Source organism: Aeromonas sp. FDAARGOS 1414, assembly GCF_019047065.1.
In the GTDB taxonomy this organism is placed as follows: Bacteria; Pseudomonadota; Gammaproteobacteria; order Enterobacterales; family Aeromonadaceae; genus Aeromonas; species Aeromonas veronii_A.
Genome location: NZ_CP077210.1, coordinates 2222007 through 2246690, shown reverse-complemented (window position 1 = coordinate 2246690; position 24684 = coordinate 2222007). Strand labels below are relative to the sequence as shown.

At 43.3% G+C, this 24684-nt stretch carries 22 protein-coding genes; all 22 read left to right on the top strand.

All coding sequences use genetic code 11. The features are described 5' to 3' along the window. Window positions 1-34: 34 nt before the first annotated feature. The 22 genes from rfbB (at window position 35) to I6L44_RS09725 (ending at window position 24679) form a co-directional block, all read left to right on the top strand. Window positions 35-1141 (top strand): dTDP-glucose 4,6-dehydratase, encoded by a 1107-nt coding sequence (rfbB, locus tag I6L44_RS09830; protein ID WP_216954302.1) that lies wholly within the window; start codon window positions 35-37, stop codon window positions 1139-1141. Beyond that, window positions 1141-2028 carry a dTDP-4-dehydrorhamnose reductase gene (gene rfbD, locus I6L44_RS09825; protein WP_216954300.1) on the top strand — a complete coding sequence of 296 codons (888 nt, stop codon included), beginning with the start codon at window positions 1141-1143 and terminating at the stop codon, window positions 2026-2028. The genes rfbB and rfbD overlap by 1 nt, the downstream gene beginning before the upstream one ends. 99 nt (window positions 2029-2127) lie before the next feature. Next, window positions 2128-3006, top strand: a complete 879-nt coding sequence (gene rfbA / locus I6L44_RS09820; RefSeq protein ID WP_216954298.1) for a glucose-1-phosphate thymidylyltransferase RfbA — start codon at window positions 2128-2130, stop codon at window positions 3004-3006. A 62-nt stretch (window positions 3007-3068) separates the two neighbouring features. Next, window positions 3069-3614, top strand: a complete 546-nt coding sequence (gene rfbC / locus I6L44_RS09815; protein ID WP_216954296.1) for a dTDP-4-dehydrorhamnose 3,5-epimerase — start codon at window positions 3069-3071, stop codon at window positions 3612-3614. Window positions 3615-3652: 38 nt separating this feature from the next. Continuing rightward, entirely contained in the window at window positions 3653-5050 is a 1398-nt protein-coding gene (locus tag I6L44_RS09810; protein WP_108540002.1) for a mannose-1-phosphate guanylyltransferase/mannose-6-phosphate isomerase, read from the top strand. Then, window positions 5031-6440 carry a phosphomannomutase CpsG gene (locus I6L44_RS09805; RefSeq protein ID WP_302055988.1) on the top strand — a complete coding sequence of 470 codons (1410 nt, stop codon included), beginning with the start codon at window positions 5031-5033 and terminating at the stop codon, window positions 6438-6440. The genes I6L44_RS09810 and I6L44_RS09805 overlap by 20 nt, the downstream gene beginning before the upstream one ends. 14 nt (window positions 6441-6454) lie before the next feature. Then, window positions 6455-7576 carry a GDP-mannose 4,6-dehydratase gene (gmd, locus tag I6L44_RS09800; protein WP_108540000.1) on the top strand — a complete coding sequence of 374 codons (1122 nt, stop codon included), beginning with the start codon at window positions 6455-6457 and terminating at the stop codon, window positions 7574-7576. A gap of 2 nt (window positions 7577-7578) precedes the next feature. Next, window positions 7579-8667 (top strand): DegT/DnrJ/EryC1/StrS aminotransferase family protein, encoded by a 1089-nt coding sequence (locus I6L44_RS09795; RefSeq protein WP_302055987.1) that lies wholly within the window; start codon window positions 7579-7581, stop codon window positions 8665-8667. Between the two features lie 63 nt (window positions 8668-8730). Continuing rightward, window positions 8731-9516: an ABC transporter permease gene (locus tag I6L44_RS09790; protein WP_108539995.1), complete on the top strand. Its 786-nt coding sequence runs from the start codon at window positions 8731-8733 to the stop codon at window positions 9514-9516. Then, window positions 9513-10271 carry an ABC transporter ATP-binding protein gene (locus tag I6L44_RS09785; RefSeq protein ID WP_108539993.1) on the top strand — a complete coding sequence of 253 codons (759 nt, stop codon included), beginning with the start codon at window positions 9513-9515 and terminating at the stop codon, window positions 10269-10271. Before I6L44_RS09790 ends, I6L44_RS09785 begins: the two co-directional genes overlap by 4 nt. Next, complete coding sequence (locus I6L44_RS09780; protein WP_216954292.1) at window positions 10268-12553, top strand: glycosyltransferase; 2286 nt, start codon at window positions 10268-10270, stop codon at window positions 12551-12553. Before I6L44_RS09785 ends, I6L44_RS09780 begins: the two co-directional genes overlap by 4 nt. Next, window positions 12544-14184, top strand: a complete 1641-nt coding sequence (locus I6L44_RS09775) for a glycosyltransferase (RefSeq protein ID WP_216954290.1) — start codon at window positions 12544-12546, stop codon at window positions 14182-14184. The genes I6L44_RS09780 and I6L44_RS09775 overlap by 10 nt, the downstream gene beginning before the upstream one ends. Then, window positions 14156-14806, top strand: coding sequence for an acetyltransferase (locus tag I6L44_RS09770; RefSeq protein ID WP_254204284.1), 651 nt, complete (start codon window positions 14156-14158; stop codon window positions 14804-14806). Before I6L44_RS09775 ends, I6L44_RS09770 begins: the two co-directional genes overlap by 29 nt. 16 nt (window positions 14807-14822) lie before the next feature. Then, window positions 14823-15311 carry a GDP-mannose mannosyl hydrolase gene (locus I6L44_RS09765; protein WP_216954285.1) on the top strand — a complete coding sequence of 163 codons (489 nt, stop codon included), beginning with the start codon at window positions 14823-14825 and terminating at the stop codon, window positions 15309-15311. Beyond that, window positions 15289-16413 (top strand): glycosyltransferase family 4 protein, encoded by a 1125-nt coding sequence (locus tag I6L44_RS09760; RefSeq protein ID WP_216954284.1) that lies wholly within the window; start codon window positions 15289-15291, stop codon window positions 16411-16413. Before I6L44_RS09765 ends, I6L44_RS09760 begins: the two co-directional genes overlap by 23 nt. A 19-nt stretch (window positions 16414-16432) precedes the next feature. Next, window positions 16433-17383 carry an SDR family oxidoreductase gene (locus I6L44_RS09755; protein WP_216954413.1) on the top strand — a complete coding sequence of 317 codons (951 nt, stop codon included), beginning with the start codon at window positions 16433-16435 and terminating at the stop codon, window positions 17381-17383. After that, window positions 17383-18408, top strand: coding sequence for a glycosyltransferase family 4 protein (locus tag I6L44_RS09750; protein WP_216954282.1), 1026 nt, complete (start codon window positions 17383-17385; stop codon window positions 18406-18408). Before I6L44_RS09755 ends, I6L44_RS09750 begins: the two co-directional genes overlap by 1 nt. Next, window positions 18405-20390: a nucleoside-diphosphate sugar epimerase/dehydratase gene (locus I6L44_RS09745; RefSeq protein ID WP_216954280.1), complete on the top strand. Its 1986-nt coding sequence runs from the start codon at window positions 18405-18407 to the stop codon at window positions 20388-20390. The genes I6L44_RS09750 and I6L44_RS09745 overlap by 4 nt, the downstream gene beginning before the upstream one ends. Window positions 20391-20420: 30 nt before the next feature. Next, window positions 20421-21677, top strand: a complete 1257-nt coding sequence (locus I6L44_RS09740) for a lipopolysaccharide biosynthesis protein (RefSeq protein ID WP_216954278.1) — start codon at window positions 20421-20423, stop codon at window positions 21675-21677. 8 nt (window positions 21678-21685) lie between these two features. Beyond that, window positions 21686-22453 (top strand): glycosyltransferase family 2 protein, encoded by a 768-nt coding sequence (locus I6L44_RS09735; RefSeq protein ID WP_254204282.1) that lies wholly within the window; start codon window positions 21686-21688, stop codon window positions 22451-22453. Window position 22454: 1 nt separating this feature from the next. Then, window positions 22455-23549 (top strand): glycosyltransferase, encoded by a 1095-nt coding sequence (locus I6L44_RS09730; protein ID WP_254204281.1) that lies wholly within the window; start codon window positions 22455-22457, stop codon window positions 23547-23549. Beyond that, entirely contained in the window at window positions 23546-24679 is a 1134-nt protein-coding gene (locus I6L44_RS09725; RefSeq protein WP_216954275.1) for a glycosyltransferase family 4 protein, read from the top strand. The genes I6L44_RS09730 and I6L44_RS09725 overlap by 4 nt, the downstream gene beginning before the upstream one ends. The last annotated feature ends 5 nt before the right edge of the window (window positions 24680-24684 follow it).

The following is a 24684-nucleotide window of genomic DNA, read 5'->3' as shown; positions in this document are numbered from 1 at the left end:
TGTCATATCAACGCCTCGCAAGAGATACATATTTATGAAAATCCTCGTGACCGGTGGTGCCGGCTTTATCGGCTCTGCCGTGGTGCGCCATATTATCCGTGATACCCAAGATTCCGTTATCAATCTCGATAAACTCACCTATGCCGGCAATCTGGAATCCTTGGCCGATGTATCGTCAAGCGAGCGTTATGTGTTTGAGCAGGTGGATATTTGCAATCGCGCCGAGCTGGATCGGGTGTTTGCCTTGCACCAGCCGGATGCCGTGATGCATCTGGCCGCCGAGAGCCATGTTGACCGCTCCATTACAGGGCCGGCTGACTTTATCGAGACCAATATCGTCGGCACCTATATGTTGCTGGAAGCGGCTCGCGCTTACTGGAACGGTCTGGACGAGGTACGCAAGGCGGCCTTCCGCTTCCACCATATCTCCACCGACGAGGTGTATGGTGATCTGCCTCATCCGGATGAAGTGGCTGCCGGTGAACCATTGCCGCTCTTTACCGAGACCACCCCCTACGCCCCCAGCAGCCCCTATTCTGCCTCCAAGGCTTCCAGCGACCATCTGGTGCGCGCTTGGCGCCGCACCTACGGTCTGCCGACCATCGTCACCAACTGCTCCAACAACTACGGCCCGTACCACTTCCCCGAGAAGCTGATCCCGTTGGTCATTCTTAACGCGCTGGATGGCAAGCCGTTACCTGTCTATGGCAAGGGCGACCAGGTCCGTGACTGGCTCTACGTGGAAGATCACGCGCGTGCGCTCTACAAGGTAGCGACCACAGGCGTGGTCGGTGAGACCTACAACATCGGCGGTCATAACGAGAAGCAGAATCTGGAGGTGGTACACACCATCTGCGATCTGCTGGACGAGATGGTGCCGAAGGTGGGCTCTTATCGTGAGCAAATCACCTATGTGGCGGATCGCCCTGGCCACGATCGCCGCTATGCCATCGATGCGACCAAGATGAGCGCAGAGCTGGATTGGCAACCGCAAGAGACCTTTGAATCCGGTATTCGCAAAACTGTGCAGTGGTATCTGGATAACCAGCAGTGGGTCAGCAACGTCAAGAGCGGTGCCTACCAGTCCTGGATTGAGCAACACTATTCCTCGATTGAACAGAATGATGGGGAGCGTGCCTGATGCATATTCTGCTGTTTGGCAAAAACGGCCAGGTAGGCTGGGAGCTGCAACGCGCACTGGCGCCGCTGGGGCGCATCACTGCCGTTGATTTTGACTCCACCGACTATTGCGGCGATTTCAGCAACCCGGCAGGGGTGGCCGACACTGTACGTCTGGTCAAGCCGGATGTGATTGTCAACGCTGCGGCCCACACCGCAGTCGACAAGGCGGAGAGCGAGCGTGAATTTGCCGAGCTGCTCAACGCGACCAGCGTGGCAGCGATAGCCAAAGAAGCGGAAGCATTGGGTGCCTGGTTGGTGCATTACTCCACCGACTATGTATTTGATGGCAGCGGTGAGCGCCCCTGGGGGGAAACCGATGCAACCGCCCCGCTCAACGTCTATGGCGAAACCAAGCTTGCGGGTGAGCAAGGGGCCGCACTTTGTTCCCGTCACCTGATCTTCCGCACCAGCTGGGTTTACGCCGCCCGCGGAGCCAATTTTGCCAAGACCATGCTGCGCTTTGGCAAAGAGCGTAGCGAGATGTCAGTGATCAATGACCAGTTTGGCGCTCCGACCGGCGCCGAGTTGCTGGCCGATTGCACCGCCCATGCTCTCCGCGTGGCGCAGCGCAAACCCGAGGTCGCCGGGCTGTACCATCTGATTGCCTCCGGTACCACCACCTGGTTTGACTACGCCCAGCTGGTGTTTGCCAAAGCCAGAGAGGCTGGCGTTGAACTGGCGGTGACACAACTCAATGCGGTGCCGACCAGCGCCTTCCCTACCCCGGCCAAACGCCCCCATAACTCCCGCATGGATACCGGCAAATTCCAGCGCACCTTCGATCTGGTGCTGCCGGAGTGGACAGTCGGTGTGGAGCGGATGTTGACCGAGATCCTTGGCAAGTAAATTACTGGCCAGGGATGTAGTGACTGCCTCCCTAGCTGGCAGGGATAAAACGGAAAGGTGGCCTAAAGCCATGCTTCCTCTATATAAGAAACAAGCATCATGACCAAACGTAAAGGCATTATTCTGGCCGGCGGCTCAGGCACCCGTCTCTATCCGGTAACCATGGCAGTGAGCAAGCAGCTGTTGCCTATCTATGACAAGCCGATGATCTACTATCCTCTCAGCACCCTGATGCTGGCGGGAATTCGCGATATTTTGATCATCAGCACGCCGCAAGATACCCCCCGTTTTGAGCAATTGCTAGGTGATGGCAGTCAGTGGGGCCTGAGTTTGCAATACAAGGTTCAACCAAGCCCGGACGGGTTGGCACAAGCCTTTATTCTGGGTGCAGAGTTTATCGGTTCAGACCCCTGTGCACTGGTGTTGGGGGACAACATCTTCTACGGCCACGACTTGCAGAAACAGTTGGAGGCGGCAGTGGCCAAAGAGAGCGGTGCTACCGTCTTTGCCTACCATGTGCATGACCCCGAGCGTTATGGGGTGGTTGAGTTTGATAAAGAGGGCACCGCGATCTCTCTGGAGGAGAAGCCACTGGAGCCCAAGAGCAACTATGCGGTAACCGGCCTCTATTTCTACGACAACAGCGTGGTCAAGATCGCCAAGAGTCTGACGCCGTCGCCCCGTGGCGAGCTGGAGATAACCGATGTAAACCGTATCTACCTGGAACAAGGTAATCTGTCGGTGGCCATGATGGGCCGTGGTTATGCTTGGCTTGATACCGGTACCCACGAGAGCATGATTGAAGCGAGCAACTTTATTCAGACCATCGAGACCCGTCAGGGGTTGAAAGTCGCTTGTCCTGAAGAGATCGCCTATCGCAAGAAATTCATTGATGCAGAGCAAGTAAAAACGTTGGCGACACCACTTGCGAAAAATGCTTATGGACAATACCTGTTAAAGATGGTTTCGAAAGTATGAGTTGGAGTTAAGGGTGTGCACCCGTTCCTGCAAAATAAACTAAATAAAATATGGATATGAAGATGAATGTAATCGAGACCACGATACCTGATGTACTTATTTTTGAGCCAAAAATATTTGGTGATGAGCGTGGCTTTTTCTTTGAGAGTTTCAACCATAAACTGTTCGAGGAAGCAGTAGGATACCCTGTTACTTTTGTTCAAGATAATCATTCTAAATCTTCGAAAAACGTGTTGCGTGGACTGCATTATCAATCATCACCACACGCCCAGGGAAAGCTGGTGCGATGTGTTGTGGGAGAAGTATTTGATGTAGCAGTGGATATTCGTGAAAATTCGCCGACCTTTGGCAAATGGGTCGGTGTTCATCTATCAGCTGAGAATAAGCGACAATTGTGGATTCCGAAAGGGTTTGCCCATGGTTTTATAACTAGAACAGAAACAGCAGAAGTTTTATATAAAGCAACCAATTATTATAGACCTGACTTTGAACATACAATATGTTGGAATGACCAGCAACTAGGAATAGAGTGGGAGAGTGATATGCTCCCTATATTATCTCTTAAAGATAAAAATGCAAAGCCATTTATGGCAGCTAAACATTTCTGAAAATCATATCAACACATTAAATACATTATGGTGTATCTATGACTGTCTTAATTCCTGCTATTATGTGTGGTGGAAGCGGTTCAAGATTATGGCCTGTTTCACGTGAACAACATCCCAAGCCATTCATTAAACTATCGGATAATCAAAGTTTTTTACAAAAAGCATTTTTACGTGGAGCAAAATTATCAGATGTCAGTGAAGTATTAACTATTACTAATCGAGACCTTTATTTCAAAACACTAGATTCATTTAAAGAAGTTAATAGTAATGAAATTCAGACTTCATTTATTCTTGAACCTTATGGCCGTAACACTGCAGCAGCAGTAGCATCTGCAGCAATTTATGCTCGCGATACATATGGCGATGATGCGGTCTTGTTGGTCTTGGCTGCTGATCACTTGATCACAGAGCAAGTTGCATTCGATGATGCTGTTTCCTGCGCTATTGAATTGGCAAAAGCAGGGCGGTTAGTCACATTTGGTATTAAACCCACAATACCTGAAACAGGTTATGGTTACATTGAAGCTCTTGGTACAGAGGTTTTGCGCTTTGTTGAAAAGCCAACATTGGATAAGGCAATTGAGTACGTTGAAAGCGGTCGCTTCTTCTGGAATTCAGGTATGTTTTGCTTTAAAGCAAGTACAATGATTGCAGAAATGGACTTGCATTGTCCGGAAGTATTGATAGCAACAAAAGCTTGCCTTGACAAGTCCGATTCGGTTCAAAGTAAAAAGGTCAAGCATATTGATCTGGACCCTGACACATTTATCCATGTTCCAGACATCTCGATAGATTATGCCGTGATGGAGAAATCAGGAAATGTTTCAGTAGTTCCATGTGACATAGGCTGGAGTGATATTGGGTCTTGGGCTGCAATAAGTGAACTACATCAAGCTGATGACGATGGAAACACCGTTCAGGGACATGCAATTTTACATGCTACCTCAAATTGTTATATTTCGAGCGAGGATCGGGTTATTGGTGCTGTAGGTGTAGAAAACCTAGTAATTGTTGATACTGCTGATGCTCTATTGGTCGCTCACAAAGAAAGTAGTCAGGATGTAAAATTAATTTATAATCACCTTAAGACGATAAACAATGATGCATATAAAATACATCGTACAGTCTATTGTCCATGGGGACGTTATACGTTACTTGAGGTGGGAGAGCGTTTTAAAATAAAAAGACTTGAAGTTAAACCTGGGGCTAGCTTAACGATGCAAATGCATCATCATAGAAATGAACACTGGGTGGTATTATCTGGTGTTGCAGAGGTTTTCTATGAAGATCAAATTGCCTTGCTAACTGCTAACCAATCTACATATATTCCTGCTGGGCATCGTCACCAATTAAAAAATCCAGGTCTCATCGATTTAGTTATGCTAGAGGTGCAAACGGGTGAATATTTAGGTGAAGATGACATCATTGATTATTGAAAAGGAATTTAATTTAGGGGGCATCATGAATCTTACTTGTTTTAAAGCTTACGATATTCGCGGCAAACTGGGTGATGAGCTGAACACTGAGATTGCATACCGTATTGGCCGTGCAACTGCACAGTATCTAAATGCAACGACAATTGCTGTTGGAGGCGATGTTAGACTCACGAGCGAAAGCCTAAAGCAAGCACTTGCAAGAGGGATTCTTGATGCCGGTTGTGATGTCATCGACTTAGGGACTACGGGGACTGAAGAAACCTATTTTGCAGCATTTACGTTAGACATTGATGGTGCTATAGAAGTGACGGCCAGTCATAATCCTATGGATTACAATGGCATGAAACTGGTTGGTCGTGATGCTTGTCCAATTAGTGGTGATAGTGGTTTGAATGATATTCGAGCATTGGCTGAAAAGGGTGACTTTATTGCATCCTCCCGGCAAGGAACATTGATTAAAAAATCGATACTAGATGCTTATGTCGATCATTTGCTGACGTATATAAAGCCGCATCAATTACGTCCACTCAAGCTAGTTGTGAATGCCGGTAACGGGGCAGCAGGGCATGTGCTTGATGTTATCGAGCGACGTTTCAATACCCTCAATGTTCCTGTTGAGTTTATAAAAATTCATCATGAGGAAGATGGTAACTTTCCCAATGGTATTCCTAACCCATTGCTTCCTGAAAATAGAAGTGCTACATCGGAAGCGGTAAAGTTCTATCATGCTGATATGGGTATTGCTTGGGATGGTGATTTTGATCGCTGTTTTCTGTTTGATGAAAATGGTGATTTCATCGAAGGATACTATATTGTTGGATTATTAGCAGAGGCATTTTTAGTAGATAATCCTCATGAGAAAATCATTCATGATCCACGCTTGACATGGAATACTATTGATATCGTTGAAAAGTCTGGTGGTACACCAGTACAAAGCAAAACTGGTCACGCCTTTATTAAAGAACGGATGCGCAGTGAGAATGCAATATATGGTGGTGAAATGAGTGCCCATCACTATTTCCGTGACTTTGGCTACTGTGATAGCGGTATGATTCCTTGGTTACTAGTAATTAACTTGCTATCACTAAAAAAATCCACATTGTCTAGTTTAGTTGCTGAACGTGTTAAAGCCTATCCATGCAGTGGTGAGATAAATTATAGAGTTGATAATGCTCTTGAGATAATAAAGAAGCTGGAAGAGGTCTATGCGCCACTTGCTGTCAAAGTAGAATATGTAGATGGTCTTAGTATTGAAATGAATGATTGGCGATTTAATGTTCGCATTTCAAACACAGAACCATTACTAAGGCTTAATGTTGAAAGCAAAAACGATATAAGCAAGTTAACGTCTGGTTTGAATTCATTACATAAAATGATCAACAACTTATAAGGAGAGTTCTGAAAATGTCCAAGAAAGTAGCGTTAATTACTGGGGTGACTGGTCAGGATGGTTCATATCTGGCTGAGTTTCTATTAGAGAAGGGGTATGAAGTCCATGGTATTAAGCGCCGTGCATCTCAGTTTAATACACAACGTGTAGACCACATTTATAAAGACCCTCATGAAGAGAACGTTGATTTTAAACTACATTATGGTGACTTAACGGATTCATCAAATCTAACGAGAATTATAGCCGAAGTTCAACCAGATGAAGTTTATAATCTTGGTGCTCAATCTCATGTCGCTGTTAGTTTTGATTCCCCAGAATATACTGCGGATGTTGATGCGATAGGTACTTTACGCTTATTGGAAGCTATTCGTTTCTTGGGACTGACAAAAAAAACTCGTTTTTATCAGGCATCGACATCCGAACTATACGGCCTCGTGCAAGAAATTCCGCAGCGAGAGACAACACCTTTTTATCCGCGCAGCCCTTATGCTGTTGCAAAAATGTATGCGTACTGGATTACGGTGAATTATCGTGAGGCATATGGTATGTATGCTTGTAATGGTATTTTGTTTAATCATGAGTCACCCCGTCGTGGAGAAACATTTGTTACTAGAAAAATTACTCGAGGTTTGTCAAATATTGCTCAAGGCCTCGAAAAGTGCCTGTATATGGGAAACATGGACTCATTGCGTGATTGGGGACATGCAAGAGACTATGTCAAGATGCAATGGATGATGTTGCAACAAGAGCAGCCAGAGGACTTTGTCATTGCAACTGGAGTGCAATATAGTGTCCGTGAATTTATAAAAATGGCCGCTGCTGAGTTAGGTATTGAATTGAACTTTGTTGGAAGCGGCGTCGAGGAAAAAGCTGTCGTTTCGGCGATTTATGGAGATAAGGCGCCGGCATTGAAGGTTGGTGATATTATCGTATGTGTTGATCCACGTTATTTCAGACCGGCCGAGGTAGAGACTCTTCTTGGTGATCCATCTAATGCAAAAAATAAGCTGGGTTGGGAGCCGGAAACGACACTCGCAGAAATGGTAAGTGAGATGGTTGCATATGATTTGCAGCAAGCTCGCCAGCATGCCTTGCTGAAATCTCATGGCTTTGATGTTAATGTCAGTGTGGAGTGACTATGATTCCAGTATATCAACCAAGATTATCTGGTAATGAAAAAAAATATGTTAATGAATGCCTTGATTCAACATGGATCTCTTCAAAAGGTGAGTTTATTAACAGATTTGAATCAGCATTTTCAAAGTATATTGGTGCAGAAAATTGTACAACAGTGAGTAATGGTACTGTAGCACTTCATTTGGCGTTGGCTGCTTTAGGTATTGGTCCTGGTGATGAGGTTATTGTTCCTTCATTCACATATATTGCCTCAGTGAATACAATCATTCAGACCGGTGCAAAAGCAGTCTATGTTGACTCGCTACCAGATACATGGAACATCGATGTCAATGATGTAATAGCAAAAATCACAACAAAGACCAAGGCTGTCATGGCTGTGCATCTTTATGGTTTACCATGTGATATGGATGCGTTAGTCGATGTTTGTAAGAAACATAACTTGTTTTTGATAGAAGACTGTGCGGAGGCGTTCGGTACTCTTTATAAGAATAAGCATGTTGGTACATTTGGTGATGTGGCAACATTCAGTTTCTTTGGAAATAAGACAATAACTACCGGCGAAGGTGGCATGGTTGTTTCAAAGGATAAAAATGTCCATGACTTGGCATGCCACTTGAAGAGCCAAGGTGTTTCGAAGGTTAAAGAGTATTGGCATGATGCGTTGGCATTTAATTATCGCATGACAAATATATGTGCTGCGATTGGCCTGGCACAATTAGAGCAAGCAGACGAGATAATTGCAAAAAAAAGAGAGATTGCCAGTTGGTATCAGCGTCGATTAAACCATTTGCCGATAACATTCCACAAAGAGATTGAGAATACCAGGCATTCATTTTGGATGTGCTCGATCCTAGTCGAGAATGCACAAGATAGAGACTTGCTCAGAACTGTTCTAAAGAGTCATGATGTTGAGACAAGGCCATTGTTTCCTTTAGCTAATACGATGCCACATGTATTTACAGAACATAAATTTCCTGTTGCTGAAAATATCAGCTCAAGAGGAATGAATTTACCAAGCTACCCTGAATTATTGGAAAAAGATGTTGATTATATCTGCAACGTAATTTCTGATTTTTATTTAAATAAGTAATGTTAAATAAATAACCCTTCATCTTTCGTTGGTGAAGGGTTATTTTAAGTTGGTGGGAGTTCTATGAGTCTTTATTATGTTAGGGGTATTTGGGATGCTAGATATTTTTGGCAGCATCTCGCTTTATCGGATCTACGCTCTCGTTGGCGGCGGTCTTTTTTCGGTGTATTATGGTCATTTATTCAACCTTTAGGTATGACATTATTAATATCTATAGTTTTTAGTAAAATGTTTAATACGGACATAGTGACGTATGCACCCTATATTTTGTCAGGAATTATAGTCTGGGATTTTGTAGTAGCCAATACCATTGGTGGTTCACTTGCGTTTGTGCAAGCAGATGCCTACATTAAACAATGCAAGCATCCATTAGCAATATATACATTACGAACTGTCTTGAGCAGCATTATAGTACTTGCACTTGCCAGTTTGGCTCTATTTGCTTGGTCAATAGTTGTATTGCCACAAAATATAAATATAACCTGGCTAGCCACCTTAACTGTTTTCCCAATATTGGCACTTATTGCATGGCCATTATCAACATTACTAGCCTATATCGGGGTTAGATTTAGAGATGTACCACATGCGATGGGATTAGTCATGCAAGCGATATGGTTTATCTCTCCGGTATATTTCGAAGAACGTATGTTCCGTTCTGGCGGATTGGATTGGCTAGTCGATTACAATCCTGTGTATCATGTATTGCAAATTATAAGAGCACCACTACTAAAAGGTGAGTGGCCGAGTCTGGAGAACTATACATTTAGTCTGATAACTGCTGCTTTCCTATTTTTGCTTGCGTGGCTGATTGGCCGAAATGCAGAGAAAAAAGTGATCTTCTACCTATGAAAAAGAATAAAATTAAACTTGAGAATGTTAACCTTCATTATGCATCAGTAGCTTACAAAGAGCGGTCACTAAAGTCTCTTTTCTCTGCTGCTTTTAAAAAAGGAAAAGCAGAGCGTTCTGTCTCTGATATTCATGCATTAAAAAATATTACGCTAGAAATAAATAATGGAGAGAGGGTCGGGCTCTTAGGGCATAATGGTGCAGGAAAAAGTACATTTCTTAAAACGGTGGCAGGTCTCTATCCTATATCTAGTGGTAAATTAATTGTTGAAGGGCAAGTTCGTTCTCTTTTTGATTTGAGTCTAGGTTTTGAACCTGATGCAACAGGCCGAGAGAATATTCTCTATCGTGGTCTTCTGCTTGGCCTCTCTCCGACTTTTATGAAAGAGAAAGAAAATGAGATCGTTGAGTTTGCTGGTTTGGGTGAGTTTATTGATTATCCAATTAAAACTTACTCTGCAGGCATGCAGGTAAGACTAGCATTTGCTATATCCACAGCAGTTGGTGGCGATATTTTGCTCCTAGATGAAGTGATTGGTGCTGGTGATGCTCAGTTTATGGCAAAGGCTAAAAGCAGAATAATGAGTTTGATTGAGAATGCTGAAATACTAGTTTTAGCATCACATGATTTCAGCGCATTGAAAAATATTTGTTCAAGAGGGATTGTATTTCATCATGGTGAATACATTTTTGATGGCCCCATTGATGATGCGATCATTGCCTATAAACGAGTCAATAATCTGGATTTAGCATGAAAAATCGAGTGTTGTGGCTGCTTAACCATTCAACATTAAGAAACTTTGAAATACCTCAGCTAATAGAGTTTGGTATTGAAGAAATATATCTTCCAAAAAAGTTTCCATATGATGAGGGAAATTTATCGGCAAGTATTACATTCGATTTTGACGATAAATTGACTATCCCTAGGCATGAACTTGATATTTTAAATGAACAAAATTGGTATGAGTCGCCCAGTAAAAACGCTTGGGATATTGTCAATAAATATTTTGATTATGCGATAATTGGCTTCTTCCCAAAGCAAATTAAGTCAACCATTAAAAATTTTAATGGTGCCGTCATTCTTCGTGTATTTGGATTATCTAAGGGATACAATTATTCTTCTTTACTAAGAAGTGAGTGTGGAGATAATGTAGTATCAACGATTAAATCGATGGGGAAAAGATTCTGGTTTGGTTGTGGCTATGAGCATATTTCCGATGTAGAAATGCCATATTTAGCAAAGCGCTCATGCTATTTGCCTGTTGGTTTAAAAGGTAAATATCAACCTGATAATTGGACTGGAAAAAGAAAGACGATACTATTTGTCTGTCCTAGAATAGGAACATCTCCATACTTTAAAAGTATTTATGAATCCTTTGTTCGTGATTTTAAAGAGTTTGATTATATCATTGGTGGTGCGCAGCCAATAGCTGTTAATGATAAGAAAGTACTCGGCTTTGTATCTAAAGAAGAGCACTCTGATAACATGCAACAATGCAGCGTTATGTTTTATCATTCCACTGAACTAAATCATATACATTATCATCCCTTTGAAGCTATACAAGCTGGTATGCCATTAATATATATGGCTGGGGGAATGCTGGATTTGATGGGTGGCGGGGATTTACCTGGCAGATGTGAAACAATTGCAGAGGCTAAGGCTAAGATTAGAAAAATTTTAAATGGCGATGAACAGTTAATCAATGATATTAGAAAAACACAGCATGTGCTTCTTGAGCAAATGATGCCAGAGTATTGTGCTTCAATATGGAAAAGAAACTTTAGCCTTGTCGTTGATGGATTAAAAGAGCATCGCCTCCAGCAGAAAGCTCGCCCTACATATATCACTAGAAAAAAGCGAATTGGTGTAATTGTTCCGATTGAGTATCGAGGGGGGAGTCTGCGAGGCGCTAAGCTTTTAGCTGATGCCATATTACTTGGTAGTCAACAGGCTAATGAAGAATGTGAGGTCGTTTTTGCGCATCCAACAATTGATGAATTAGAGCATGCTAATGAATTGCGGGATTTAAATCCAAAAATTCAAAGGAGAAGCTTCTATTGGCAACATCTTTCTAAAGATGATGCTACACGTGCTATGCAGTATGCTGGTCATGATGGCTGGTGTGCCGTAGATGAATCATATATGGTGCCCAATGACAGCATCAGTAATTTCTATGATTGTGATATTTGGGTTTTCGTTTCCGACAGGCTGGACAAAACGCTGCTTCCAGTAAGACCGATAGTATTGATGGTATACGATTATTTGCAGCGATATGTTTCAATTTTGCAAGGAGGTGCTGATCATCCCTACTTGAAAGCAGCAACACAAGCTGAGCGAGTCTTGGTTACTACTGAGTTTACTTGCCGAGATGCGCAACAATATGCTGGTATTGAGTCTGACAGAATTGCTAGGTTACCTATGTTGGCACCTGACTTTTCGTTTTCAGATGAGCAGCAAAAAGATGTTGGCGATTATTTCATTTGGACAACTAATCTCAGTCCACATAAGAATCATCTCAATGCTGTCAAAGCATTAGAAATTTATTATAATCAGCTAGCCGGTTCTCTTACATGCTTTATTACTGGAGTTAATACTCAGAGTATAATGGAAAGTAAACTTTCATATTTGAGCGAGTTTGTGAGAACTGTTGATAATAGTAAGTCGTTGAAACGTAAGATAAAATTATGTGGTGAGTTATCCGATTTAGAATATAAAAAAGCACTAAAAAAAGCAGCATTTATATGGCATCCTGCGCGCATTGATAATGGTACTTTTTCGGTTATTGAGGCTGCCTATCTGAATATACCTGCACTCTCCTCTGATTATCCGGCAATGCGTGAAATAGATAGACAGTTTTCACTTAATTTAACATGGTCTGATGCAAACTCGCCGGAGCAAATGGCTTGGCAGCTAAAATATATAGAAGAGCAAGCTTTGCATCTTCGAAAAAATTTGCCTAGTAAAGATATACTGAAAGAACAACGAGTGCAAAATCTGGCTAAGCATTATTGGGGGGTAATACGCGAATGTCTGTGAGAAAATTTGGAATTTATCTTTGCTATGCCCCATCTGTTGATTTACGAAAGGAGGGACTTGGTCGTTACTTGGCTGCCTTTCTTAAAGGTGCTGCAGCACGTGATGATGTAAAGTTTACCTTGGTTTGTCCTAGTTGGTCTACGAAAGATCTATATGACCTTTTTGATAGTGAGAATGTACCACATGACAGTTTTTCGATTCGCTCGCCAGATAAAAGACCACTTTTACTGGATCTTTACCATTGGTACATTAACCGTAAAACGAAAAGACAAAAAAGAAAAACACTCAAATCGTTTTTACTGGAGTTGGTTGCTAGCTTGAAGGAAAATATTTTCCATTATGTGGAAAAGCGTTTGTTAAATGCATACACAAAATTGGATCTGATCCTTTTAGGCATTGAAGGGTGTTTGTTATTTCTGCTGGCTTTAATCATTTTCCCATTATTTTTTATTTTTTCGTTTCCTTTTTTATTGGCGTTCTTTTTTATTCGTAGATTGAAACTAATTGTGCTGGGCAGGTTTTCCAAGTACATAGGCCGTTTCATGAAAATGATTTACTCGCCTAAAGATGATGGATTTGTATTGCGTCTCTACCGTAACATGGAGTTGGTGGAAGGGAAGCGTATAAGCGCATTAATCGATAGTATGCATGATATATCTGCATGGTATTGTCCAACAGCCTATTGGCCTGAGTTTAACAAGATCGATGCCCCTCGATTAATGTGTGTACCTGATGTTGTTTTACGAGAGTTTCCCGTGGCCTTTTCTCAAATTGGTGGTGATAGAACTCTATCGACGTTTAAATTGTTAGAAGAGGCTATCAGAACAGGGGATCACTTTGTAACTTATAGTGAAGTGGTAAAATGGAATACACTTATTGATGGCTATCAAGTATCAATGGACAAGGTGTCTGTAGTACATCACGCCGCTAATAAAGTTGATAGCTTCATTAATATTACTGGTCTACCAGATAATGAAGAGGCAACTACCCATTATGCCAAGTCGTTACTCATGTCCGCTATTCGCAAATCGAATGAGCAGAATTATGTTTCAATATTTAAAAATAAAGATGTAGAGTTTGTTTTTTATGCTAGCCAGATCAGGCCAAATAAAAACATAATAAGTTTATTCAAAGCGTATGAGTATCTTTTACGAAAAAAATTCGTTCAGTACAAACTGATCGTTACCGGCAGTGTTAGTGTTATGCCTGAAGTAAAAGAATTTGTTATTAGTCACAATCTGCAACACGAAATTTTATTTCTGCATGGACTAACAATGCAAGAGCTCGCAGCTTGTTATAAATTGGCAAGTTTGGCAGTTAATCCAAGTCTAAGTGAAGGTGGGTGTCCATTTACATTTACTGAGGCGTTATCTGTTAATACACCAGTTGTTATGGCTCGTATTCCTGTAACTGAAGAAATTCTTACTGACCCTGAGTTACAGGAAATGACATTTTTTGATCCATATGATTGGAGAGATATGGCTAAGAGAATAGAATGGGCACTCCACCATAAGGACATCTTACTACGAAAACAGTTGCAGATATACGATCAGTTATCAATGCGTACATGGTCTGATGTTGTAAATGAGCATATCGATATACTTGAGCGTATTAGTTGCTTGGAGAAATAATGTGGTAGATTCAAAGAAGTTGGCCATTTTAGGATGTGGTGGACATGCAAGAAGTGTGGCTGATGTAGCATTGTCGTTAGGATTTTCAACGTTATGCTTTATTGATGATAATGCAAAACCTGGCGAGAGTATTTTGGGTTATCCAGTTTTTCCTTCATGGGATGTAATCTCTCCCGATGAGTGGATTTTTTTTTCTGCAGTAGGTGATAATCATAAAAGAAAGTTACAGTTAGAGATATTGGGGAAAATGGGGTGGCAAGTTGCCACCTTGATTTCTGCCACAGCCACGATTGGTATTAACTCTATCATAGGTAAAGGAACATTCGTCGGTCATCATGGGCACATTGGTCCTTCAGTTAAAATTGGTGAGGGATGCATTATCAATTCAGGTGCAATAATTGAACATGACGTCTGTGTTGATGAATTTACGCATGTATCGGTCAACAGTACAGTGGCAGGTTCAGTTAATATTGGGACGTTATGTTTTATAGGTGCTGGCGCGACTATAATCAACAATATTACTGTTCGCGACGAGATTACTGTTGGTGCCGGTGCGTGTGTTGTAAACACTATAGATCAGCCCGGAATTTATGTGGGTGTGCCAGCAAAGAAATATAAATAACATCTTGGGGCGAGATATGCATCTTACGGATGATGATTTTTTAAAAACAATAAAAAACACCCCCTTAATCTCGATTGATCTGGTGATTTCTGATAGTTCAGGGCGATATCTTCTCGGTCTCAGAAGAAATAGACCTGCAGCCGATCATTGGTTTGTTTTGGGGGGCAGGATAAAAAAGGGAGAAGCTATATTAGATGCCTTTAAAAGAGTTGCTGAGAATGAGCTTGGTATGACGTTACAGAGTTCGAAAGCTAAATTTATTGGAGTCTACGAGCATTTTTATAAAGATTCTTTTTATGACGTTATGACTCCAACTCACTATGTTGTTTTAGCGTATTCAATAGAACTAGACCATGATATAAATTCATTCTCTGTTGCTCAGCATTCAAAGTATAAATGGTTTGATATAGTAGACCTTCTTGCATCACCAGATGTTCATCAATACACAAAGAACTATTTTTTAGATAAGGGCTTGGAAGATAATGAAAATTCTTCATTTTTTTAAAACATATTATCCAGATGCTTACGGTGGTGTGCAACAAGTCATATATCAGCTTGCGGAAGGTGCAGTAAAAAGAGGGCATGAGGTTGATGTATTATGTTTAAGTGCTGATAATGCTGGTCGAAATTTTAACATCGCTAATCATAGTGTGCATGCTGCAAAAGAAGATTTTTATATAGCTTCGACTGGTTTTTCATGGTCTGCGATTGTCGAATTCAGGCGACTGGCTGAGAAAGCTGATATTATTCATTATCATTTTCCGTGGCCCTATATGGATCTCGTTCATTTTTGGGTTAATCCTAAAAAGCCGACGGTGGTCAGTTACCATTCTGACATTGTCAAACAAAAATACCTGCTACAACTTTATAAGCCATTGATGATGTCTTTTCTAAATAAAGTTGATGCTGTGGTCGCTTCTTCACCCAATTATGTCAAGACCAGCCCTGTTCTCTCTAGCCTAAAAAAGGATGTTGAGGTGATACCATTCGGTCTGGAAAAGGTATCTCCAAGTTATGCAGAACTATCGTTATCGAATAAATGGAATGATAAAATAAAAGGGCGTTTTTTTCTTTTTATCGGATTTTTACGATATTATAAGGGGTTGTCATTTGTCCTTGATGCTATGCGTGGACTTGATTATCCTTTGATAATAATTGGTGAAGGCCCATGTGAAAAGGAGTTGAAGTCTCAGGCGGATAAGTTAGGATTAAAAAATACGTTGTTTGTTGGTCCAGTAAGTGACGCTGAAAAAAATATTTTACTGGAGTTATGTTACGCTGTGGTATTTCCATCTCATCTGCGTTCTGAAGCGTTTGGTATGACTTTGTTAGAGGCATCAATGTATGGTAAGCCAATGATTACTTGCGAAATTGGTACAGGCACTACATATATAAATCTGCATGGTGAAACCGGCTTGGCAGTTGAGCCAGCAAATAGTGAGGCTCTCTCATCTGCAATGAAAAAGTTATGGGATGATCAAGATGAAGCTGAGCGTATGGGGAAAAATGCAAAGGCTAGATTTGAACATAACTTTACTGCCGACGTCATGATTGATAAATATATGACGTTATATGAAAAGGTTATCTCAAATTATTATTCATCTTGAAATGCCTATCTCAAACTGTATGTCCATACCTAGAATTCTTGTCACAGGTGCCAACGGATTTGTAGGCAAGGCGGTCTGTGAACACTTGCTGGCGCTGGGGGCGAATGTTAAAGGAGCGGTGCGAAGTCACCCGCTGGCTTCTTACCATGTTCAGGCTCCCTCTCTGACTGCCGATGCAAACTGGACAGCCCAATTGCAACAGGTGGATGTGGTTGTTCACTGTGCAGCCAGGGTGCATGTGATGTCGGAAACCGCGACAGATCCTTTGGCGGCTTTTCGAGCGGTGAATACAGAGGGCACCCTCGCTCTTGCTCGACAAGCGGCTGAGGCAGGGGTGAAGCGCTTCATCTTTATCAGTTCGATAAAAGTGAATGGCGAGCAGACCGAGCCTGGCAAGCCATTTGATGAGAATGTGCAAAGTCCGCCAGAAGATCCCTATGGACGCTCGAAGTATGAGGCGGAACAGGGGCTGATGGCACTCGCGAAAGAGTGTGGTATGGCTGTAACCATCATTCGTCCTCCTCTTATCTATGGAGAAGGAGTGAAGGCTAACTTTGCCAGCATGATGACCTGGGTGCGCAAAGGGATCCCGCTCCCTTTTGCCCGTTTGACCAATGCGCGTAGCCTGTTGGCGTTACCTAATCTGTGTGACTTTATTGCCCATGCGATGGCGCACCCGGCTGCAGTGAATCAGGTCTTTTTAGTCGCAGATCCTGTCGCAGTGTCGACGTCTCAGTTGTTGGCGGCGATTGCAGAAGCAGAAGGCGTTAGCTGTCGGCTCTTTTATCTCCCACCAGGAGTAATAAGAGGGCTTGGACGCTGTTTGGGGATTGATGCCAAGCTACAACGGATTTATGGCTCTCTGGAAATGAATACCCGCAAGGCTCAGAGCCGATTACAATGGTCGGCACCCTATTCGCTCTCTCAGACCTTATCTCTGATGGCGTCAATCCATAGTGAGTCGTCTTGATGCTGGCATTTGTTTTGTTGTCGATATTTTGTCTTTTTCTTTCAATTACCATGACCGGCCTGCTCAGGCGCTACGCCCAGACCCGCTTGCTTGACCAACCCAATCATCGCAGTTCGCATCAGGTGCCTACCCCGAGAGGCGGTGGCATGGCTATCGTGGCGACCTTTCTGCTGGCAGCCCCGTTGTTTGTTACCCTGATCCCACTGCCCGCCGGCATATCCCAGAGCAGCTTTGCATTGATATGGGCTGCGGCGCTGGGCATTGCATTGGTTGGTTTTATCGATGACCACATCTCTCTCAAGCCTCGAACCCGCCTGATTGTGCAGAGCATGGCGGCCGCTTTGGTGGTTTCTGCGGTTAATGGTTTGCCAGCGCTGACCTTCTTTGGTTGGCAGCTCGATCTGGCCTGGTTTGGTTACCTGCTGGTCTGGCTGGGGGTGATCTGGTTTATCAATCTCTACAACTTTATGGATGGCATCGATGGCTTGGCGGCAGGTGAAGCCGTTGTCGTCTGTCTGTTCATGACGTTATTTCACTATCTGGTTGGGGGGGAGTGGTCGTCTGCCAGTTTGATCCTGCTACTGGGGATTTCGGCGGCTGGCTTCTTGTGCTGGAATTTTCCGCCCGCCAGGATCTTTATGGGGGATGGTGGCAGCGGTTTTCTTGGCTTGATGCTGGCTTCCCTGATGCTGCTGGATGCCGCTTCTGCGCCTCAATTCCTGTGGGCATGGCTCGTCATGCTCGGAGTCTTTGTGGTTGATGCGACCTGGACGTTACTGAATCGCTATCGTCTGAAATGTCGTCTGAGTGAGGCGCATCGTACTCATGGCTATCAATATCTGGCGAGACGTTGGCAAAGTCATCGAAACGTGACCTTGGCTGTGCTTGTTTTAAATAGCCTCTGGCTTGCGCCGATCGCTGTCATGATTGTATTGGGCCAGCTCGATGGTGTGATCGGTCTGGTCATTGCCTACTTGCCGTTAGCCTTTCTTGCGTATCACCTGAATGCAGGAGTACCAGAATGAGAAATGAGCTTTTACCCGGAGGGGGCTGGCTACTGAGTTGCCTGGGCTCCCTATCACGAGCCAGTAAGCGTGTCATCTCTGTCGCCGTTGATATGCTCTTGATCACCATGACCTATTGGGGAGCGTACTGGATCCGGCTTGAACATAACTGGCCCATCGATAGCCCTCATCACTGGGCACTCCTTGGCGCAATTATCGTTGTCAGCATCAGTTTGTTTGTACGGCTGGGGCTCTATCGCGCAGTACTCCGATATGTCAGCTTTCGGGTTTTATGGACAATCTCGCTAGGCGCATTTCTTTCAACCTGTTTCTTTGTTCTCTCTGCATTTTACTTTGATATCTTTCTGCCCAGAACGGTATCTGTTATCTATCTCTCCTTTTTGGTGCTGCTGGTTGGTGGTGTGCGGCTGTTTTTCCGGGCGCTGCTCAATACCACCCGTCTGGCTCGTACCCAGGTGTTGATCTATGGCGCGGGTTCTTCGGGTCGACAGCTTCAAATGGCCTTGTTGCAAGGTAATGAGTTTTATCCCGTCGCCTTTATTGATGACGATCCCGCCAAACAGGGATGCGTGATCCAGGGCTGTACCGTTTATCACAGTGCTCAGTTGCCAGCCCTGATTGACCACCATGGGGTACAGAAGATCTTGCTGGCTATGCCGAGCAGCACCAGAGCGCGTCGTCAGGAGGTGATCAATGCACTTGAGCCCCTCTCTTGCGAAGTACTCTCTATCCCGGGAATGGCCGATCTGGTCAATGGCTCGGCTCGCATAGATCAGCTCAATGAGGTTTCCATCGACGATCTGTTGGGCAGAGATCCGGTAGAGCCGGTGACAAAATTAATGGAAGCCAATATCACAGGCAAAGCGGTCATGGTAACCGGTGCCGGTGGCTCCATTGGTTCTGAGTTATGTCGCCAGATCTTGCGGTGCCGACCGTCCACCTTGGTTCTGTTCGAGCTATCTGAATATGCTCTCTATGCCTTAAATAAGAATCTGCGTGAACAGTGTCAGCGCGAGCAGATCGAAACAGAGCTGGTGCCGTTATTGGGTTCAGTACAGCGCCAGCATCGTCTAAAAACGGTGATGCAGAGCTTCAGGATCCAGACCGTCTACCATACCGCGGCTTACAAACATGTCCCGCTGGTCGAGTTCAATATCATTGAAGGAGTACGTAACAACGTATTCGGCACTCTTTATGCGGCACAGGCGGCCATTGAGGCAGGGGTGGAAACATTCGTGCTGATCTCTACCGATAAAGCCGTGCGGCCAACCAATACCATGGGCGCCAGCAAGCGTCTGGCCGAATTGATCTTGCAAGCCTTGACCCGCGAGAAGCACAGCACCCGTTTTTGTATGGTGCGCTTTGGCAATGTTCTTGGATCTTCCGGCTCAGTGGTGCCGTTATTCAGACAGCAGATAGATAAGGGGGGGCCTATCACCCTGACTCACCCCGATATCATCCGTTACTTCATGACGATACCTGAGGCTGCCCAGTTGGTGATCCAGGCCGGCGCCATGGGGGAGGGGGGCGACGTCTTTGTGCTCGATATGGGGCAACCGGTACGGATCATGGAGCTGGCCAAGCGCATGATACGCCTCAGCGGCCTGACACTGCGTGATGAGCAGCGTCCCGATGGTGATATCGCCATAGAGGTGACGGGGTTGCGGCCGGGCGAAAAGCTCTACGAAGAGTTACTGATTGGTGATGATGCCAGAGGAACCGAACACCCCAGGATCATGGTGGCACAAGAGAGCTGGCTGCCCTGGTCCCGACTGCGCCCCTTGCTGGCCTCGCTGGATGATGCTTGTCACCGTTTTGATCAACAGCAAGTGCGCGAGATCCTGATGCATGCTCCTGCTGCATTCGAACCGACGGATGGTATCTGTGATCTGGTGTGGCTAGCGAAGCAGCAGCATACAATAACGGAGAACATCGTGAAGCTACCAGTATACAATGTTAATTTTTTGCTGGCTAGAAATTGAGTTACCTGTTTCTATAATGAGGCAACTTGGATGCGATTAGGCTTGGTTGTGGCATTTTATCGAGAATATGCCGCAATTATTACTAATGTTAGTATTCTATTATTTGAAAAAATGGTGACCATTGGGTTGGTTTTTTTTTGCGAGGGGGTAATTAGTCATCTACTCGGTGTGTCATTATATGGGAAATGGCTATATTCGCTCAATGCCGTCATTTTATTGTCATCAGTTACATTGATTGCCGGCTCGGAAGTTGTTGTTCCGGCATTAGTTCGGCATCCTCATTTGCGTTGGAAGATACTATCTTCAGTATTTGTTTTCCGTCTACTTTTCGCTTTGGTTGCTTTGCTTGTCACATTAGTCTACGCAAATTTTATTGTCGCAGATCAAGATGTAAGATTAATGCTGATGCTATTGGCACTGGCGCTCATTTTTAATGAACCATTTTCAGTAATAGCCAACTACTATCAAGCCACCACAAATATAGGTGTTGTTGTAGCGATTCGTCTTGCAATTTTATTATTAAGGGTGCTTTTGGTAAGCCTCGCTCTTTTACTTTCATCTTATTTCATCATCTATTCAAGCAGGGCAATAGAAGCAATGTTTTTAGCTATGTCACTGAGTTGTGTTATTTATTTTAGAGGTGGCATCTGGGACTGGCATAAAAAAGTGGCAGTGGTAATGTTAAGTCGAGGTGGGGCGCTCTGGGTCCCATTAATGCTGATGCTGATTTATATGAGAATTGATCGCTTTTTTATCGAGCATTACTTAGGGTATGAACAACTAGCCATGTATGGTGTAGCTAGTCAAATGCTAGAGCAGGGCGTACTTGTACTTGGTATAGTTGTGCAGTCTATAGCCCCAATGATGTTATATGGGCGCAGAGTAAAAAAAATACATATGGTCTGTTTAGGGCTGTTATTAGTTGCATGTATCTTGCAATTAATGGGTTGGTTATGGCTACATGAAATTGTCTATTTTATATTTGGAAAAGATTATGACTTAGCAGCAGAATTAGCTATTATGATGTTGCCTGCGCTTTCTTTTTTCGCTGTGGATAGCGTTTTAATGCAACGATTATACCGTGACAAAAAATATTTTTTGATAATGTGCAAGTGGTTCTTTCTATTAATTATAAGCATATTCAACTATTGGCTGTTGCTAAAAGTATTTCGTTCCGGTGACATTTACATCGTTTACATAACTAATGCTTTTTTGATGATGGCTGCGACGATGTCGATATACTTCATTCATCAATATAAAGGTTGCGTGTGTAAGGTCGTGCAATGATAACAATAATGACGCCAACTTATAACAGAGCATATGTTTTACCAAGGTTGTATGACAGTTTGTGTCAGCAGACAAGGCAGGACTTTGAATGGCTCGTAATCGATGACGGTAGCACTGATGGTACCGCCGAGCTTATTTTTGATTATAGAGTTAAATCTGACTTTTCCATCAATTATTTTTATAAAGAAAATGGAGGGAAGCATCGCGCTATAAATGAAGGTGTGGTTCATGCGACCGGTGATTGGATTATCATTGTGGATAGTGATGACTTATTAACTGGTGATGCTGTTGCCAAGCTATATGATGTTATGAATCGTATTGGCTCGGAATTTGTTGGGATGTGTTTTAGAAGATCAACATTATCTGGTCACATAATTGGTATCTCCGACACCGCATGGAGCAAGTCAATAGTAATGCAGCCCATCATGGCAGGGCATGTATTAAAAGGTGACTTGGCTTATGTTTTTCGCACTAATGTTATGCGTGAGTGTCCTTTTCCTGAGTTTCCGGGCGAAAAGTTTGTACCAGAGTTATATATATGGAATAAAATTGCCGATATAGGTAAGATAGTTTTTTATGTAGACCAAGTAATATACTTGTGTGAATATCTTCCTGATGGCTACACCTCAAATTTTAAAAAAAATCTAAGAAGTAATCCATGTGGTTTCGGTTTGTTTTATCGAGACCAGGTGATCCGAGATACTCGATTGTTCGGCAAGGTCAAAGCATGTGTCAGAAGTCTCCAGTGTATTCTTTACTATTGGTTGAAGAGATAGCATGAAAATTGCGATGGTAATCACAGGCCTTGGTATGGGGGGCGCTGAACGACAAGTGTGCGATTTGGCAGATCAATTTATTAGGTTGGGCCACCATATATTAATTATCTCGATGACCGGTGAAATTAAAAATCGCCCACATTCGACTGCAGCAGACATCGTTTCACTGCAGATGAGGAAAACTCCATTTAGTGTTTTCAAAGCATACTGGCAGGCGATCAGGTTACTTAATCAATATAAACCGGATGTGGTGCATAGCCATATGGTGCATGCTAATATTTTTGCTCGGTTATTACGATTGTTTGTATCATTTCCGAAACTTATCTGCTCTGCACATAGTGTTAATGAGGGAAGAGGGTGGCGGATATTGGCATACCGGCTTACCGAAAGGTTATGTGATCTTAACACAAACGTAAGCCAAGAAGCAGTTGAGGCTTTTATTAAACAAGGTGCGGTATCTGCCGGGCGAATGAAAGTCATGTATAATGGTATTGATACGGAGCGTTTTTATTTTAACGCCAAAGTCAGAAATAAATTACGCTCTCAGCTTGGGATTGATGACAATAACATATTGTTAATTTCAGTAGGCAGACTGACCGCTGCCAAGGACTATACAAATTTGCTTGTTGCATTTGCGATGTTATCTTCGAGATCCAATAATGTTAAGTTGGTCATCATAGGTGAGGGTGAGGAAAAAGAATACTTAACCACAATCGCTAGCGCACAAGGGATTAGCGAGCGAGTTCATTTCTTGGGGCTGCGCTATGATGTTGAAGATTGGATGAGTGCAGCAGATATATTTGTGTTGTCATCAGCTTGGGAGGGGTTTGGTTTAGTTGTGGCTGAGGCTATGGCTACTGAGCGGGTAGTGGTTGCCACCGATTGTGGTGGAGTGAGGGAAGTGGTTGGCTCTGCTGGATTGCTTGTCCCCTCTAAAAATAGTCAGCAGCTATTTACCGCGATTGAGCAGGCTATGATGCTTTCGCCGCTTGAGAGAGAGGTGATGACTAGGGAGGCTCGGATTCGGGTTATTAGCCATTATTCAATAGAGACTATCTGTCTGCGTTGGTTAAATTTGTACCAGGACTACACATGAGCAAACATCTTTGTATGGTGAGCAATACAGCGTGGTCAATGTGGAATTTTCGCCGCGGATTATTATCTGCACTTATACAACATGGATATCGCATAACCATTGTTGCTCCACCTGATAATACAGTTTTTTCGCTCTGTGATTTGGGGTGTTCATTTATACCGTTGGCACTATCCCCTAAAGGAGTCAACCCAATTGTTGAACTAAAATTAATATTTGATTTCGTAAGAATATATAGAAAAATTAATGCGGATTTAATTATCCATTATACGGTAAAACCAAATATATATGGTTCTTTTGCTGCACATTTTTGTCGCACACCTGCCTTGGCTATAACCACTGGGTTAGGATATGCCTTTATGAATGATGGTTGGGTGCCCAAAGTAGTAAGGTTGCTTTATAAATTCGCTTTTAAATATCCTAAGCTAGTCATTTTCTTAAATGAAGATGATCGCCTTGAATTTGTATCAAGACAGTTGGTAGATGAAAGAAAGACTCTGTTACTGCCTGGCGAGGGCGTTGATTTGAGTTTTTTTTATCCTTCAGAAAAATTTACTGAAGATGACTCGGTTAGTTTTTTGCTCATTGCGCGGTTGTTATGGGATAAGGGGATTGGAGAATATGTAGCAGCCGCAAAGCAGATTCATATTCGTCATCCAAACATAAAGTTTAAATTGCTAGGCGATGTTCAGGCTGATAACCCACGAGCGATCGGATATGCACAGTTGCATGAATGGATCAATGACGGTGTGCTGGAATATCTCGGTACTACACATGATGTTAGGCCTATCATAATGGAAAGTGATTGTATTGTGTTACCTTCTTATCGCGAAGGATTGCCAAGAACTATGATCGAAGCTGCTGCAATGGCAAAGCCAATTATTGTTACCGATGTTCCTGGATGTAGAGATGTACTGCTACATGAGAAAACCGGGTTACTCTGTCAAGCTAGAAATGTTTCATCATTGGCTGATGCGATGATGACATTCATACGAATGACTACAGCTCAAAGAACCTTGATGGGTAATGCTGGGAGGCAATTAGTTAGTGCCAGATTCGATGAGAAAAAAATCATTGGCATATATTTTGACATATTGGCTCAGCATATCGATGGCGCTCAGCCCTGTGGTTGATAACT